This window comes from Ensifer sp. R-19 (genome assembly GCF_049905105.1).
Lineage (GTDB): Bacteria > Pseudomonadota > Alphaproteobacteria > Rhizobiales > Rhizobiaceae > Ensifer.
This window is the reverse complement of record NZ_CP184569.1, coordinates 1,105,143-1,121,599: the sequence shown is the minus strand read 5'-3', so window position 1 is coordinate 1,121,599 and position 16,457 is coordinate 1,105,143. Positions and strand designations below refer to the sequence as shown.

At 62.6% G+C, this 16,457-nt stretch carries 15 protein-coding genes; 12 read left to right on the top strand and 3 right to left on the bottom strand.

Annotated features, from left to right (window positions below; translation table 11 throughout):
• The first annotated feature begins 3 nt into the window (after positions 1-3).
• The 8 genes from plsY to rpmG all read left to right on the top strand — a co-directional run bounded on the left by plsY (position 4) and on the right by rpmG (position 9,678).
• Entirely contained in the window at positions 4-615 is a 612-nt protein-coding gene (gene plsY, locus ACN9MO_RS05450; RefSeq protein ID WP_057252284.1) for a glycerol-3-phosphate 1-O-acyltransferase PlsY, read from the top strand.
• A complete protein-coding gene (gene dprA / locus ACN9MO_RS05445; protein ID WP_057252285.1) occupies positions 615-1,763 on the top strand; it encodes a DNA-processing protein DprA in 1,149 nt (382 codons plus the stop codon). Before plsY ends, dprA begins: the two co-directional genes overlap by 1 nt.
• Positions 1,764-1,994: 231 nt before the next feature.
• Positions 1,995-4,661: a type I DNA topoisomerase gene (gene topA / locus ACN9MO_RS05440; protein ID WP_112995488.1), complete on the top strand. Its 2,667-nt coding sequence runs from the start codon at positions 1,995-1,997 to the stop codon at positions 4,659-4,661.
• Between the two features lie 2 nt (positions 4,662-4,663).
• Positions 4,664-7,036 (top strand): ribonuclease R, encoded by a 2,373-nt coding sequence (gene rnr / locus ACN9MO_RS05435; protein ID WP_057252286.1) that lies wholly within the window; start codon positions 4,664-4,666, stop codon positions 7,034-7,036.
• A gap of 26 nt (positions 7,037-7,062) precedes the next feature.
• On the top strand, positions 7,063-7,518 hold the full coding sequence (locus ACN9MO_RS05430; RefSeq protein ID WP_057252287.1) for a DUF983 domain-containing protein: 456 nt from the start codon (positions 7,063-7,065) through the stop codon (positions 7,516-7,518).
• Positions 7,515-8,219 carry an NUDIX hydrolase gene (locus tag ACN9MO_RS05425; RefSeq protein WP_057252288.1) on the top strand — a complete coding sequence of 235 codons (705 nt, stop codon included), beginning with the start codon at positions 7,515-7,517 and terminating at the stop codon, positions 8,217-8,219. The genes ACN9MO_RS05430 and ACN9MO_RS05425 overlap by 4 nt, the downstream gene beginning before the upstream one ends.
• Positions 8,220-8,232: 13 nt before the next feature.
• On the top strand, positions 8,233-9,417 hold the full coding sequence (locus ACN9MO_RS05420; RefSeq protein ID WP_093232267.1) for an MFS transporter: 1,185 nt from the start codon (positions 8,233-8,235) through the stop codon (positions 9,415-9,417).
• Positions 9,418-9,510: 93 nt separating this feature from the next.
• On the top strand, positions 9,511-9,678 hold the full coding sequence (gene rpmG / locus ACN9MO_RS05415; RefSeq protein WP_034795357.1) for a 50S ribosomal protein L33: 168 nt from the start codon (positions 9,511-9,513) through the stop codon (positions 9,676-9,678).
• Positions 9,679-10,261: 583 nt separating this feature from the next.
• Here the strand turns inward: rpmG and ACN9MO_RS05410 are convergent.
• Complete coding sequence (locus ACN9MO_RS05410) at positions 10,262-11,629, bottom strand: PleD family two-component system response regulator (protein WP_112995489.1); 1,368 nt, start codon at positions 11,627-11,629, stop codon at positions 10,262-10,264.
• 17 nt (positions 11,630-11,646) lie between these two features.
• Entirely contained in the window at positions 11,647-12,018 is a 372-nt protein-coding gene (locus ACN9MO_RS05405; RefSeq protein WP_003537642.1) for a response regulator, read from the bottom strand.
• 156 nt (positions 12,019-12,174) lie between these two features.
• Here ACN9MO_RS05405 and ACN9MO_RS05400 point away from each other — a divergent pair, with 156 nt between their 5' ends.
• Positions 12,175-12,444: a DUF3572 domain-containing protein gene (locus ACN9MO_RS05400; protein WP_058329343.1), complete on the top strand. Its 270-nt coding sequence runs from the start codon at positions 12,175-12,177 to the stop codon at positions 12,442-12,444.
• Positions 12,445-12,446: 2 nt separating this feature from the next.
• Positions 12,447-13,088, top strand: a complete 642-nt coding sequence (locus ACN9MO_RS05395; RefSeq protein ID WP_112995490.1) for a hypothetical protein — start codon at positions 12,447-12,449, stop codon at positions 13,086-13,088.
• A 17-nt stretch (positions 13,089-13,105) separates the two neighbouring features.
• Here the strand turns inward: ACN9MO_RS05395 and ACN9MO_RS05390 are convergent, their stop codons facing one another.
• Positions 13,106-13,690 (bottom strand): GNAT family N-acetyltransferase, encoded by a 585-nt coding sequence (locus ACN9MO_RS05390; protein ID WP_113132764.1) that lies wholly within the window; start codon positions 13,688-13,690, stop codon positions 13,106-13,108.
• Between the two features lie 66 nt (positions 13,691-13,756).
• Here ACN9MO_RS05390 and ACN9MO_RS05385 point away from each other — a divergent pair, with 66 nt between their 5' ends.
• Both ACN9MO_RS05385 and ACN9MO_RS05380 read left to right on the top strand, forming a co-directional pair.
• Positions 13,757-15,049, top strand: coding sequence for a DNA polymerase IV (locus tag ACN9MO_RS05385; RefSeq protein ID WP_112995491.1), 1,293 nt, complete (start codon positions 13,757-13,759; stop codon positions 15,047-15,049).
• A gap of 113 nt (positions 15,050-15,162) precedes the next feature.
• Positions 15,163-16,392 (top strand): L,D-transpeptidase family protein, encoded by a 1,230-nt coding sequence (locus ACN9MO_RS05380; RefSeq protein WP_112995492.1) that lies wholly within the window; start codon positions 15,163-15,165, stop codon positions 16,390-16,392.
• The last annotated feature ends 65 nt before the right edge of the window (positions 16,393-16,457 follow it).

The window sequence follows — 16,457 nt, the reverse complement described above, 5'->3', positions numbered from 1 at the left end:
CCGGTGGATCTATTTTCCTGGCAGCTTGGGCTGCCCTTGACGTTGTTGAGCCTGGGCTTCGGTTATCTGCTCGGCTCGATCCCATTCGGACTGATCCTGACCCGCATGGCCGGGCTGGGCGACGTCAGAAAGATCGGCTCGGGCAACATCGGCGCGACCAATGTGCTGAGAACCGGCAACAGGAAACTTGCGGCAGCAACATTGCTTCTGGACGCCCTGAAGGGCACCGCCGCGGCCTTCATCGCCTCCTACTGGGGCGTGGAAGCGGGGATCGCCGCCGGCTTCGCCGCCTTCATCGGCCACCTCTATCCGGTCTGGCTCGGCTTCAAGGGCGGCAAGGGTGTTGCCACCTATATCGGCGTCCTGCTCGGCCTCGTTCCCGCCATGGTGCTTGCCTTTGCGGTGATCTGGCTCGCCATGGCGAAAATCAGCCGTTACTCCTCATTGTCCGCCCTGGTTGCAACGGCTATCATTCCGGTACTACTTTACGCGGTAGGGAACGAAAAGGTCGCCCTGCTCTTCGCGGCAATGACCATCATTAGCTGGGTGAAGCATCGCGCCAATATTCAACGGCTGATCGCCGGCACGGAAAGCAAGATCGGGGACAAGGGATAATGTCTGAGGACAGCGCAGGACGAACCGGAGTGGCGCTGACTGAACGACAGAAAATATCCTGGCTGCGGCTGATCCGCAGCGACAATGTCGGCCCCATCGCCTTCAGGGACCTGATCAACCACTTCGGCACCGCGGAAAACGCGCTCGACGCGCTTCCAGAACTATCCCGGCGCGGAGGGACCAAACAGGCCTATCGCGTGGCAACGGTAAGCGAGGCCGAACGGGAACTGGAAGCGGCGCGACGCTGCGGCGCGGTCTTTGTCGGCATCGGCGAGCCAGGTTATCCTTCAGCGCTTCGGCAGATCGACGGCGCTCCCCCTCTCCTCGCGATGAAGGGCGATCTCAAAGCAGCAACCCGCCCGTCGCTCGGCATTGTCGGCTCGCGCAACGCGTCGGCCAGCGGCGCCAAGTTCGCGGCGATGATTGCCCGCGATGCCGGTCGCGCCGGCTATGTCGTCACCTCGGGTCTCGCGCGCGGCATCGATACCGCCGCCCATCGCGCAAGCCTCGAAACCGGCACGATCGCCGCGCTTGCCGGCGGCTTGGATCGGCCCTACCCGCCCGAAAACATCGGCTTGCTGGATGAGATCACCGCTGGCCGGGGTCTGGCGATCAGCGAAATGCCCTTTGGCTGGGAGCCACGTGCACGCGATTTCCCGCGGCGCAACCGGCTGATTGCCGGCGTCAGCCTCGGCGTGACCGTCGTCGAGGCGGCCAATCGCTCCGGCTCGTTGATCACCGCGCGTTATGCCGCCGATTTCGGCCGGCTGGTCTTTGCCGTTCCGGGATCCCCACTCGATCCCCGGTGCCATGGCACGAACGACCTTTTGAAGCAGGGCGCGATCGTCACGACGTCATCGGACGATGTCCTTGAAGCATTGGCGCCGCTCAGCCAGTTCGAGCTACGCTTGCCAAGTGTCAGGGAACCGGAGGGGCATGCGCAACCGAGCACCCCTGCCGCGACCAATGACAGCGACCGTGCGGCCATCATCAATGCGCTTGGTCCGACGCCGGTCGAAACCGACGACATCGTCAGGCACACCGGGCTTTCGCCGGCACAGGTCTACCTTCTTCTCCTAGAGCTCGATCTCGCTGGGCGGCTCGATCGCCACGCCGGAGGACTCGTGTCTCTCACGGCAAGCGAATGAGCACCGGCGATGGCGACCCCGCGGCCGTGAGGAAGCGAGCAGGCACCCATTCCAGATTGCAGATGCGATGCAATCTTGCATGAGTTGCATCACCTCCTCTCGTCGTTATTTTGGGTGAACCCTCTTGACCCCGCACGAATCCCTGTCCATTTCGGGGCATCGATACCAGGCGACACACGGCGCTGACAGCGCTGACGCCCGAACCAGAACCGGTTGTCTCAGAAAATGACGATGAATGTTGTAGTGGTGGAGTCGCCTTCCAAGGCAAAGACGATCAACAAGTACCTCGGGCCTAACTACAAGGTGCTGGCTTCGTTTGGCCATGTGCGCGATCTGCCGGCGAAGGACGGTTCGGTCCGTCCGGATGAAGACTTCGAAATGTCCTGGGAGGTCGATGGCGCCTCGGCCAAGCGCATGAAGGACATTGCCGACGCGGTAAAGTCCGCTGACGGCCTCATTCTCGCAACCGACCCGGATCGCGAAGGCGAAGCCATTTCCTGGCACGTGCTCGACCTCTTGAAGAAAAAGAAGGTGCTCGGCGACAAGCCGGTGAAGCGCGTCGCCTTCAACGCCATCACCAAGAAGGCCGTGCTCGAGGCGATCGCCCATCCGCGCGACATCGACATCTCGCTGGTCGACGCCTATCTGGCGCGCCGCGCGCTCGACTATCTCGTCGGCTTCAACCTGTCGCCGGTCCTCTGGCGCAAGCTTCCGGGCGCCCGCTCGGCCGGCCGTGTGCAGTCCGTCACGCTGCGCCTTGTCTGCGATCGCGAGTCCGAGATCGAGCGCTTCATCTCCGAGGAATACTGGAACATCTCCGCGCTGCTGAAGACCCCGCGCGGCGACGAGTTCGAGGCCCGCCTCGTCTCGGCCGATGGCAAGCGCCTCGCGCCAAGGGCTGTCGGCAACGGCGAAGAGGCCAACCGGCTGAAGACCCTGCTCGATGGCGCCGCCTATGTCGTCGACAGCATCGAGGCAAAGCCGGTCAAGCGTAACCCGTCGCCGCCTTTCACCACCTCAACACTGCAGCAGGCCGCCTCCTCCAAACTCGGCTTCTCCGCATCGCGCACCATGCAGGTCGCGCAGAAGCTCTATGAAGGCGTCGACATCGGCGGCGAGACGGTCGGTCTGATCACCTATATGCGTACCGACGGCGTGCAGATGGCGCCGGAAGCGGTCGAGGCCTCGCGCAAGGCGATTGCCAGCCAGTTCGGCGACCGCTACCTGCCGGAAAAGCCGCGTTTCTATTCGACCAAGGCGAAGAACGCCCAGGAAGCGCACGAAGCCATCCGCCCGACCGACTTCAATCGGACGCCGGACCAGGTCCGCCGCTTCCTCGACGGTGACATGCTGCGCCTCTACGATCTGGTCTGGAAGCGTGGCATCGCGAGCCAGATGGCATCGGCCGAGATCGAGCGCACCACGGCAGAAATCACTGCCGACAACGGCGGCCAGAAGGCGGGCCTGCGCGCCACCGGCTCGGTCATCCGCTTCGACGGCTTCATCGCCGCCTATACGGATGCCAAGGAAGACGGCGAGCAGACGGATGATGGCGAGGAGGATGGCCGCCTGCCGGAAATCAACGCGCGCGAAAACCTCGCCAAGCAGAAGATCAACGCCTCGCAGCACTTCACCGAGCCGCCCCCGCGCTACTCGGAAGCGAGCCTGATCAAGAAGATGGAAGAGCTCGGCATCGGCCGGCCGTCGACCTATGCCGCGACGGTCACGACCCTGCTCGACCGCGACTACATCACCAACGACAAGCGCAAGCTCATACCCCAGGCCAAGGGGCGGTTGGTGACGGCGTTTCTGGAAAGCTTCTTCACGCGCTATGTCGGCTACGACTTCACGGCGTCGCTCGAAGAAAAGCTCGACCAGGTCTCGGCCGGTGAGGTCAACTGGAAGGATGTACTTCGCGACTTCTGGAAGGATTTCTTCGCACAGATCGAGGAAACAAAGGAGCTGCGCGTCACCAACGTGCTCGATGCGCTGAACGAGGAACTGGCGCCGCTGGTCTTCCCGAAGCGCGAAGACGGCGGTGATCCACGCATCTGCCAGGTCTGCGGCACCGGCAAGCTGTCGCTGAAGCTTGGCAAATATGGCGCCTTCGTCGGCTGCTCGAACTATCCGGAGTGCAACTTCACCCGCCAGCTTTCCTCCGAAAGCAACGGCGACCAGGAAGCGGCGGTCTCCAATGAACCGCAGGCGCTCGGCAAGGATCCGCATACCGGCGAGGAAATCACCCTGCGCAGCGGCCGTTTCGGCCCCTATGTCCAGCGCGGCGACGGCAAGGAAGCGAAGCGCTCGAGCCTGCCGAAGGGCTGGACGCCATCGACGATCGACCATGAGAAGGCGGTCGCGCTGCTGTCGCTGCCGCGCGATATCGGCGCGCACCCCGAAAGCGGCAAGATGATCTCGACCGGCCTTGGCCGCTACGGACCGTTCGTGCTGCACGACGGCACCTATGCCAATCTCGAATCGATCGAAGACGTCTTCTCGATCGGCCTCAATCGCGCCGTGTCGGTTCTCGCCGACAAGCAGTCGAAGGCCGGTGCCGGGCGTGGCCGCACCGCCGCCGCCTCGCTCAAGGAACTTGGCGACCACCCGGACGGCGGCTCCATCACCGTTCGTGACGGTCGCTATGGCCCCTATGTAAACTGGGGCAAGGTCAACGCGACGCTGCCGAAGGGCAAGGATCCGCAGTCGGTGACGGTCGAGGAGGCACTCGTGCTGATTTCGGAGCGTGCCGCCAAGGGTGGAACTACCAAGGGCAAGCCCGTGAAGGCCAAGACGACCAAGGCGGCGGCAAAGTCCGAGGACGGCGCAACCAAGTCGACCAAGGCCAAGGCACCTGCCAAGAGCAAAACGAAGACGGCCGCCAAGGCCAAGAAGGGCTGATCTTGACCAGAATACCGCGCGATCCGACCGAACAGTCCGGCAGAAGAGCCATGGGCAAGAAGCCTGCTCGCGCGGCCAAGGGAGGACCGGCTCCGGCAAGCGAGCCCATCATCCACGGCGCGGTTCCGCCGCGTGACGTGCTGATGCGTTTCATTGCCGAAAACCCGGACCGCGCCTCCAAGCGCGAGATCGCCAAGGCCTTCGGGCTCAAGGGCGATACCCGTGTCGAGCTCAAGGCGCTGCTGAAGTCGCTGGAAGTGGACGGCCTCGTCGAAAAGAAGCGCAAGTCGCTGGTGCGTCCCGGCGCCCTGCCCCCGGTGACCGTGCTCGACATCACCATCCGCGACGTCGACGGCGAACTGATCGGCCGTCCCGCCGAGTGGCTGGACGATGACGGCGTCGCGCCGGCGGTGCTGATCAAGCAGTCGGTTGTCGGCAAGGCCAAGGGCAAGGTACCGGTCGGCGGTCTCGGCGACCGGGTGCTCGCCAAGATCTTCCCCGCCAAGGAGCGTGGCGGTCCTGCCTATACGGCGCGCATCATCAAGGTTCTCGACAAGCGCAAGGACGCCGTGCTCGGCGTCTTCCGCGCCACTCCAGGCGGCGGCGGCCGGCTGATGCCGATCGAGAAGCGCGGCGAAGAAGTGCTCGTCGATCCGGAGTTCACCGGCAACGCGCAGGATGGCGATCTGGTCGAAGTGCAGCTCTCGCGCCTCGGTCGCTACGGTCTGCCACGGGCCCAGGTCCAAAACGTCATCGGCTCCGTGGCCTCGGAGAAGGCAATCTCGATGATTGCCATCCACGCGCATGGCATCCCCCACATCTTCCCCGAGCGTGTGATCGAAGAGGCGAACGCCGCCGGTCCCGCCACCATGGCCCATCGCGAGGATTGGCGCACGCTGCCGCTGATCACCATCGACCCGGCCGATGCCAAAGATCACGACGATGCGGTTTATGCCGAACCCGACCCGTCCGAGGACAATCCCGGCGGCGTCATCGTCACGGTCGCAATCGCCGACGTCTCCTATTACGTCCGTCCGAAATCGGCGCTGGACCTGGAAGCGCTGAAGCGCGGCAACTCGGTCTATTTCCCCGACCGGGTGGTACCGATGCTGCCCGAACGGATTTCGAACGACCTCTGCTCGCTGAAGGAAGGCGTCGATCGTCCGGCGCTTGCCGTGCGCATGCGCTTCTCCAAGGAAGGCCGCAAGGCCGGCCACACCTTCCACCGCATCATGATGAAGAGTGCTGCCAAGCTCTCCTATCAGCAGGCACAGGCGGCGATCGACGGCAACCCGGACGACAAGACCGGGCCGATCCTCGACGCGATCCTGAAGCCGCTCTGGGAAGCCTATCGGATCCTCACGCGCGGGCGCGACCGGCGCCAGCCGCTCGAACTCAACATGCCCGAGCGCAAGATCATCCTGAAGCCCGACGGCACGGTCGATCGCGTTTTCGTCCCGGAACGCCTCGACGCCCACAAGCTGATCGAAGAGATGATGATCCAGGCAAACGTCGCGGCCGCCGAGACGCTGGAGCAGAAGCGCCAGGTGCTGATCTATCGCGTGCACGACCAGCCGTCGCTCGCCAAGCAGGAAAGCCTGCGCGAGTTCCTGGCGACGCTCGACATCTCGCTCGTCAAGGGCGGCAACATGCGCTCGAACCATTTCAACGGCATTCTCGCCAAGGCCGAGGGAAAACCCTTCGAGACGATGGTCAACGAGATGGTGCTGCGGTCGCAGAGCCAGGCGATCTACAGCCCCGAGAACATCGGGCACTTCGGCCTGAACCTTTTGAAGTACGCACATTTCACCTCGCCTATCCGGCGCTATGCCGACCTGATCGTGCACCGGGCGCTGGTTGCCTCGCTCGGCCTTGGCGAAGGCGGGCTGACGCCGCAGGAAGAGGGCGTGCTCGACGACATCGCCGCCGAGATCTCGACCTTCGAGCGTCGCGCCATGGCGGCGGAGCGCGACACCGTCGACCGGCTGATCGCACACCATCTGAATGGCCGTGTCGGCGAGGAATTCGAAGGCCGCGTCTCCGGCGTCACCAAGGCGGGACTCTTTGTCACCCTGCCCGCCTATGGCGCCGATGGCTTCGTTCCGATATCTACGCTCGGGCGCGACTACTTCATCTATGATGAGGCGCATCAGGCGCTTTCCGGCGAAAAGACCGGGCTCGGCTATCGCCTCGGCGATCCGGTGCGCGTTAAGCTCGTTGAAGCTGTGCCGCTTGCGGGTGCGCTCAGGTTCGAGATGCAAAGCGAGGGGCGCAAGATGCCGACGGCAACGCGCTCCTTCCACAAGTCCGGCCGGCGCGATCGCACCGGAGCACGTAAGACGCCGGGAACGCGGCCGCCGCGAGGCAGGCGTTAGAACTCCCGTAAGGCAGAGGATTAGGCATGAAAGCAGCGGCAGGCGAAACACTTCAACTGGGCGGTAGCGAAAGCGACAAGCGCTCCGTTGGCCTTTCGATGAAGCGCGGCTTTCTCGGCCGTTGCCCGGCCTGTGGCAGCGGCAAGCTGTTTCGCAGCTACGTCAAGTCCGTCGATGCCTGCGCCGCCTGCGGCGAACGCATGGACCATCACCGCGCCGATGACTTCCCGCCCTATATCGTCGTGACGATCGTCGGCCACGTCGTGCTTGCGGGCTACATGATGACCGATCTCATCCTGCCGCTGACAACGTGGCAGCATCTGGCAATCTGGGCACCGATCACCGTGATCAGTTCGTTGGCGCTGCTGCAGCCGATCAAGGGTGCCGTCATCGGCTTGCAATGGGCGCTCAGGATGCACGGTTTCGGCGGCCACGAAGACGCACCGGAAGATGTCCTGCCGCCGCGAGACGACAGGGCATGACGTCTGCGCGGGGCCTGGGCGGCGAGGTCGAACGCCAACGTTCCGCAGCCGTCAGGCCACGCGATGCGGCCTCCGTCATGCTGCTTGACCGCCAAGGGGGACGCGTGCGCGTCCTGATGGGCAAACGGCACAGCGCCCATGTCTTCATGCCGGATCTCTATGTCTTCCCCGGTGGGCGGCGCGATGCCGGCGATCACCGCATCGGCTTCGGCTCCGACCTGCACCCTTCCGTCCTGCATGCGCTGAAGGCGGCCGGCACGCGCGAGCTGACGGATGCACGCGCACGCGCGCTCGCCCTTGCCGCACTGCGCGAACTTTACGAAGAGGCCGGCATCGCCGTCGGGCAACCGGCTCCCTCTGCCACAGCGCCGGTTCCATTTCTTCCCGATCTTGCAAAGTTGCGCTATATGGCTCGGGCCATTACCCCTCCGGGCCACGCGCGGCGGTTCGATACGCGCTTCTTCGCATTGTTTGCGGACGAGGCCAAAATCGATCCGACACGCTTCCTGGACAGCCGGGAGCTTCAGGATTTGCAGTGGATCGATGTGAACGATTCTCCGTCTCTACGGATACCCGACATCACCGCCATCATACTTGCTGACCTCAGAAGCAGTCTCGACACCGATCCGTCGCTCCCCTGCGAACGAGAGGTGCCACTTTATGCCGCGCGCCGTGGGCGCCTCGTCCGCACGTTGCTCTAAGGACCCTCGTCGCATGTCACAGCCGTCGCCCGGTACAGTTGCACCGGTTGAGGAAATTCACTGGCGGTCGCTGATCGCCGCCGTTGCAGCGATCAGTGCGGTCGGCATTGCAATTGGTCTCGGTCTGCCGCTCCTGTCGATCATCATGGAGAAGCGCGGAATCTCCTCGACGCTGATCGGCTTGAACTCCGCCATGGCTGGCGTGGCATCGATGGTTGCCGCCCCGTTCACGACCAAGTTCGCTCATAGACACGGCGTCGCGCCGACAATGCTGTGGGCCGTCCTGATCGCAGCAACGAGTTCGTTCGGCTTTTACTACATTACCAACTTCTGGCTCTGGTTCCCGCTGCGGATCGTTTTCCATGGGGCGATCACCGTCCTCTTCATTCTCTCCGAGTTCTGGATCAACGCCACGGCGCCGCCGGCAAAGCGCGGCTTCGTGCTCGGCATCTATGGCACGTTCCTGTCGCTGGGCTTCCTGACCGGGCCGCTGTTGTTTTCAATCCTCGGCAGTGAAGGCATCCTGCCTTTCATGGTTGGCGCCGGCGTCATCCTGCTTGCCTCGGTGCCGATCTTCCTCGCACGCGACGAAAGCCCCGTCATAGACGAGAAGCCGGAGCGGCATTTCCTGCGCTACGTCTTCCTCGTGCCCACCGCAACCGCCGCCGTGTTCATCTTCGGCGCGGTCGAATCAGGCGGTCTTTCGCTGTTCCTCATCTTCGGCACGAGAGCCGGTTTCAGCGAATCGCAGGCGGCCCTCCTGCTGACTGTCATGGGGGTCGGAAATTTCATCTTCCAGATCCCGGTCGGCATGTTGTCCGACCGCGTCAAAGACCGGCGAACCCTGCTCTCGGCCATGACTGTTATCGGCCTTGTTGGCGCGCTGTTCCTGCCGCTTCTGGTCGAAAGCTGGTTCCTGATGGCGATCGTATTGCTGTTCTGGGGCGGCTGCGTCTCCGGGCTCTACACGGTCGGTCTCAGCCACCTTGGCTCGCGGCTGCAGGGCGCCGATCTTGCCGCCGCCAACGCCGCTTTCGTGTTCTCCTATGCCGTCGGCACGGTTGCGGGGCCGCAGGCCATCGGTGCTTCAATGGATGCCACCGGCAACAATGGCTTTGCCTGGGCGATCGCCGGCTTTTTCGGCCTCTATGTCGCGCTTTCGGTGGTCAGGATCGTTTTGAAGCCAAAACGGCCTTGACTTTTCGGCCGCGATTTGTAGTTTCGCGCCAACCTTGCCCGTGGCCCGCAACCGGTTGTCCACGGCTTTCATTGTTACAAAGGCAGGACGACCATGGCAAAAGCCACCACCATCAAGATCAAGCTGCTTTCGACAGCCGACACGGGTTTCTTCTACGTCACGACCAAGAACAGCCGTACGATGACGGAAAAGATGACCAAGACCAAGTACGACCCGGTCGTCAAGAAGCACGTTGAGTTCAAGGAAACCAAGATCAAGTAAGATCGACCGTTTCTCGGGAATTTAGGGCGCCGACCGCAAGGTCAGGCGCCCTTTCCTTTTGGACGTCCGGGAAACGGCGCGCAAGGCACCGCTGGCTTCGGTGACAGGTCAAAGGATGCTTGAAAGACATGCCGACACGGCGCCCCCTCGCCCGGTGCCGAGAAAGCAAAAACGCCGCCCCAAGATGGGACGGCGCTTCGGAAAAGGGGGTCGGCTGGCGTCTGACTGCGGCACGAGGATTCCGCAGAAGTCAAAAGCCAACCGACCGACCCCACGACCCAGGAGATGCGGCGGACCTGAGCATCATGGGGTAAGTAAAATGTTGGTAGGCGATGCCTACTTGTTCATCAGCATCACCTGAAAATGGAAAAAAATCAACGAATTCTTAATGCGCGAAGCGGTGCCGCTAAGCGCATGGTTAATTTTGTATCAGACTGAGACAGGCACACGCATGGGCGCCGCGGCTACCCAATCTCCCCGGTAGCATCGGCTGTGGCGAGAATACAACTTTAAATGCAACCCGCAAGAGGTGACCCAAGAAAATCACTGGGTCGCGGAGCGCCCGGATTGGACGGCCAAACGCTCAGGCGGCCGCCGCCACCACTCGGTTGCGGCCCTCGTGCTTGGCTTGGTAGAGCGCCGTATCCGCGCGCTTCAACAGAGCCTCGGCCGTGTCAGCACCCGGCCTGAGCGTCGCTATTCCCATCGACGCCGTTACCTTCAAAACGCCATCCGCCTGCGGAACCGGGAACGGCAGGCTTTCGATAATCGTGCGCAAGCGCTCGGCGACGCCCGCCGCCATTTCAGCCGACGTATCCGGCATCACGACGACGAATTCCTCTCCGCCGAAACGGCAGGCAAGATCGGCACCGCGCACGGTGGTGCGAATGCGGTTGGCGAACTCCCGAAGCACTTCGTCGCCGGCATCATGGCCGTAGGTATCATTGACCTGTTTGAAACGGTCAATGTCGGTCATGCAGATGGAGAGCGGCCGGCCGCGCGCCGCAGCCCGGTCCATCAACAGTTTCAGGTGGGTGTCGAAATAGCGGCGGTTGTGCAAGCCTGTCAGGCCATCGGTGACGGCAAGTTCGATGGTCTGCTGCACGCTCGAGCGCAGCCTGTCATTGCAATGCTTGCGCCGGATCTGGGTCATGGAGCGGGCAATCAGTTCATTGGGATCAACCGGCCGCATCAGATAATCGGTCACGCCGAGATCGAGCGCACGCACCACCATCTCGTCGCTGCCCTGCTCCGCGATCAAGAGGATCGGGATGAAGCGCGTCCGCTCCAGCGAGCGCAACTGCGAACACAGCCGCAGGGGATCGTAGTCGTCGAAATTCGCATTGACGATGACCAGGTCGAAGTTGTTCTCGGCCGCTTCGAAGAGCGCCGCCTGCGGATCGGAAATCACCGAAACATCGGCGATCGGCTTGAGGGCGCGTTGCAGCCGCTCCTGTGACGAGCCACGGCCATCGACGAGCAGAACATTGCCCGGCTCGTCCGGACGATCCGCACCGCCGACGTCTTCGAGGCCGATGGTCTGCGCCGTCTGGGCGCGCAGGCGCAATTCATCGCTGACATTCTTCAACCGCACCAGGCTCTTCACGCGCGACATTAGCTGGAGATCGTTGACGGGCTTGGTCAGGAAGTCGTCGGCGCCGGCCTTCAGGCCGCGCACGCGATCCGACGGCTGGTCGAGCGCCGTCACCATGACGACGGGAATATGCGCCGTGCGCGGATTGGCCTTCAGACGTTCGCAGACCTCGAAGCCATCGAGGCCGGGCATCATAACGTCGAGAAGCACGAGATCGATGGGCGTCTTCTCGCAAAGCGCCAGCGCCGAATAGCCGTCATTGGCCGTCAGTACATCGAAATACTCGGCGAGCAGCCGGGCTTCGAGCAACTTCACATTGGCCGGAACATCATCAACGACAAGAATACGCGCAGTCATATCAATTTTCCCGCCGCTCAGGCATCGCCCAGGTAGGTTTTGATCGTTTCTATGAACTTCGGTACGGAAATCGGCTTGGAAACATAGGCTTCGCATCCACCCTGGCGGATCCGTTCCTCGTCGCCCTTCATCGCAAATGCGGTGACCGCAATGACCGGAATGACGTGAAGCTCGTCATCTTCCTTCAGCCATTTCGTCACTTCCAGACCGGATACTTCCGGCAACTGGATGTCCATGAGAATGAGATCGGGCCGGTGCTTGCGCGCGAGCTCGAGCGCCTCCATGCCGTTGCGCGTCTGGATCGTCGCGTAGCCGGAAGCCTCAATCAGGTCGCGGAACAGTTTCATGTTCAGCTCGTTGTCTTCAACAATCATTACCTGTTTGGGCATGTCGATCCCTTGCTGTCCATCATCGTCTTGCAAGTCTCCTCAGGACATTTAACTTGCAGAGCCGACGACTCGACCCATTTCCTCAACTTCAGAGATAGGCCTATTTGGTTGAAAAATAGGTAACTCCGCACGTAAAAACCATACGGGGACGAAGCATTGAAGAGCGCTGACGAAATCGCCATCGACATCCTTGCCTGGCTCGCGGGCGAGCCTGAGCTTCTGTCCCGTTTCCTGGCACTGACGGGCACCGATCCAACGGCGTTGCGCAATGCCATTGCCGAACCCGGCTTCATGGGCGGTCTCATCGCCTTTCTCATGGACCACGAGCCGACGCTGATGGCATTCTGCCAGGCAACCGGCACGGCACCGGAAGATGTCGTGCGCGCCCATGCGGCGCTTTCTGACCATTCGGGTTTTGAGGATTGAGCGTGCCAGGCACGTCCACGAGCGACCGCATTCAGCTTCGAGAGCGCCCGCTGATCGTCAGTGACGTCGATGAAGTCGTGCTCGAATTCATCAATCCCTTCAAAGCCTTTCTCGATAGCTGCGGCCACGTGCTGCTGCCCCGATCGTTCCGCCTGACCGGCAACATCATCGATCGCGCGAACGAACAACCGCTGGCGGAGGCGGAGGTCAAAGCCCTGCTTAATTCCTTCTACGGGACGCAGGATCGCTGGCAGACGCCGGCTGCACAGGTCGTCGAGACTTTGGCTGCTCTGTCGAAAGAAGCGGACATCGTTTTCCTGACGGCGATGCCGCCGCATCACGCGGCGGTCCGCCGTGCCTTGCTCGACCGGCTTGGCCTTCCCTATCCGCTGCTTGCCTCCGAGGAACCGAAGGGACCGATCGTCCAAAATTTGCACGGCGGACGCCCGGTTCCGCTGGTCTTCGTGGATGATATTCTTCGCAACCTGCAGTCGGTCCAGCATCACACGCCGTCCTGCCTGCTGATCAACCTGATGGTTAACGCGGAGTTTCGCGCCCTTGCCCCAAAGCCGGACGCCGGCATCCGCGCTGTGGCCGACTGGCCGGAAGCGGCGGCCACCATCCGCGCGCATTTCGAGGGTTAGTTCAGCGCCGGTTCCCATCAGTGCAAATCCAAGCGCATCAGCGGTCTACCATCCTTGCGGCGCGCCACGACATCGAATCCCGCAGCCTCGAAGACCGTCGTCGCGCCGACCCAAAGGGCGACTGACTTGGACTGTTTGGCACGATCGATCGGACAAGCATCGAGATAACGTGCGCCGCCCGCCCTGGCGTGGTCGATCGCGGCGCGCACGAGTTGATGGCTCAAGCCCCTGCCGCGTAGCTTCGACTGCATTAACAGACAGCTCAGCGCCCAGATCGTCGGATCGGTCGCCTCGCGGTCCTCCAGCGGTCGCGCGACCGTGCGCGGCGAATTGAACTGCGGAACATCCTGGCGCGGACCAATCTGAACCCAGGCCACCGGCGTTCCCTCGAAATAGCCGAGGATACCGGGCGACGGCGCGGTATCGATACGAGCCTTGATAAAGGCCCTGCGCTCCCTTGCCGGCATCGCCGTTCGAACGGAATGCGGCAGGCGCAACGCGGTGCACCAGCAACCGCCATAGGCACCGTTCGGCCCAAAAAGCTGCTCGAAATCCGCCCAACTATCCGCCGTGACAGGTGAGAACTGGAGTGTGATTTCCAACAGAGCCTCCCTTGAGACTCACTAGCGTAGAGCGTAAGGTCGCGATGTTCAATATTTGTTCCTGATATGCCCGACAGCGCTGCTCAATCTCCAGGCTTCTGCCGCGACTGCCTCAAGGAACAGGCCGCTAGCGCGCGGCGCTGCACGGCCTGCGGCAGTCCGCGCCTGCTGCGCCATAGCGAGCTCTACGATCTCACCTTGGCGCATATCGATTGCGACGCGTTCTACGCGTCGATCGAGAAACGCGACGATCCGGAGCTTGCCGACAAGCCGGTGATCATTGGCGGCGGCAAGCGCGGCGTGGTGTCCACGGCTTGCTACATCGCCCGCATTCACGGCGTGCGCTCGGCAATGCCGATGTTCAAGGCGCTGGAGGCCTGCCCGCAGGCCGTGGTCATCAAACCCAACATGGAGAAATATGCGCGCGTCGGCCGCGAGGTGCGGACGCTGATGCAGGAGTTGACGCCGCTGGTGCAGCCACTGTCGATCGACGAAGCATTTCTTGAGCTCAGAGGCACCGAGCGACTGCATCACGATCCGCCGGCCCGCACCCTCGCGCGCTTCGCCCGCCGTGTCGAGCAGGAGATCGGCATCACCGTTTCGGTTGGCCTCTCCTACTGCAAGTTCCTCGCCAAGGTGGCTTCCGATCTGCAAAAGCCGCGCGGCTTTTCCGTCATCGGTCAGGCCGAGGCGCTGGAGTTCCTGAGGGAAAAGCCGGTCACTCTGATCTGGGGCGTCGGCAAGGCCTTCGCCGCCATCCTGGAACGCGATGGCGTGCGCACGATCGGGCAATTGCAGACCATGGAGGAAGCCGACCTCATGCGCCGTTATGGCACCATGGGGCAGCGGCTCTATCGGCTGTCGCGCGGGCTCGACGAGAGGGCGGTCGAAATCGACGGCGAGGCGAAGAGCGTTTCCGCGGAGACGACGTTCAATGACGACATCGCACGCTACGACGACCTGGTCACGCACCTTAGGCGCCTGAGCGAGCAGGTGGCCCACCGGCTGCGAAAGTCCGAACTCGCGGGTCAGACCGTCGTTCTGAAGCTCAAAACCACCGACTTCAAGCTTCGCACCCGCAACCGGCGGCTCGACAGCCCCACCCGGCTTGCCGACCGCATTTTCCGCACCGGGCTTCAGCTTTTGGAGAAAGAGGCGGATGGCACGAAGTATCGCCTGATCGGGATTGGCGTCAGCGATCTATCCGCCCCAGATCTGGCCGACCCTCCGGACCTTGTCGATCCGGCGGCAACCCGCCGGGCAGCGGCCGAAGACGCCATGAACAAGCTGCGCGACAAGTTCGGCAAGGAGAGCGTCGAGACCGGCTATACCTTCGGTACCCGGAAACGCGATCACTGAACGTAAACGTGCGGCGATCACGCAACCTTGATGTGGCCGACACACGGACTGGATGAATTCCTTAAAGATTGCCGGCTAGGCTCGTTCGCCAAGTCACGTGTTGGGTTGAGTGTATGGTATCGCGTTTCGCTCTCACCGCCAGCTTCGTCGCTCTGCTTTTGTCGCCGGCCACCGGCTTTGCAGGCAGTCGCGGGCCGCTGCAAATCATTGTCTCGAAAGACCAGCAATCGCTCGTGGTCTATGACGGCGATGCCGTGATTGCGACGTCACCGGTGTCGACCGGCAAGGCCGGCCATGCGACGCCGACCGGAATCTTCTCTATCCTCGAAAAGCGGCGCCATCATAAGTCGAACATCTATTCGAATGCGCCGATGCCGTTCATGCAGCGGCTCACCTGGTCGGGCATTGCGCTGCACGGCTCCAACCACGTGCCCGACTACCCCGCCTCACACGGATGTGTGCGCCTGCCAAGCGCTTTCGCCGCGTCGCTCTACAAGATGACCGAGCGCGGCGTGCATGTGCTGATCTCGGACCGGCAGATATCGCCCGCAGAGGTTAAAAGCGCCCTCCTCTTCCGTCCGGTTCCGGTAAATATCCAGCCGCCGCTTTCCGATGTTCCGCTCAGACCGGCGATCAGCCAGGCCGGAGATACGCCGGTGGAAGTGGCGATGAGAGAGCCGACCGGCGGTGCCGGCACCTCCAGATCCATGGAAGAACCGATCCGCATCCTGATCACGCGCAGCGACGCGCGCGACACCATGCGCGAGGTTCAAACCTCGTTGGAATTCCTCGGATACGCGCCCGGCTCGATCGACGGCCATGCGGGCACGGCAACCACTGCGGCGCTCCGCGCCTTCCAGACGGGCGAAGGTCTCGAGAGCGATGGCAAGCTGACGCCGGAACTGACCGACAAGCTCCTGCGTAAGGCCGGCCGAACGCCGCCGCAGAACGGCAAGATCCTCGTGCGGCAAGGTTTCAAGCCGCTTTTCGAAGCCGGCCTCACCATCGACAAACCGGAAGAGGCCCTTGGGACGCATTTCCTCCAGTTCCGGCACAATGAAGAAGAAGGCGCCGAAGGCAAATGGTTCGGCGTTTCGCTTGAAAACCACCTGCCCGCCTCGATGAAGAAGCGGCTCGGCATTTCCATTGAGGCGGACCCCTTCGCTTATAACGGCATACAGCGCACGCTGGCGCGAATGACGATATCCGACGACGTTCGCAAGCGGGTTGAAGGACTGCTGGCCGAGGGCTCTTCGCTCTCGATCGCCGACACGGAAAGCGGGCTGGAGACCGGCCAGGGAACCGATTTCATCACCGTCACCCGATCGCGTCCGGGTGACTGATCCCGGGGAACCGCAGGAAAGCACAATGTGCGCTTTCTGTCCCAGCTGCCCACCCTCAAGGTGAT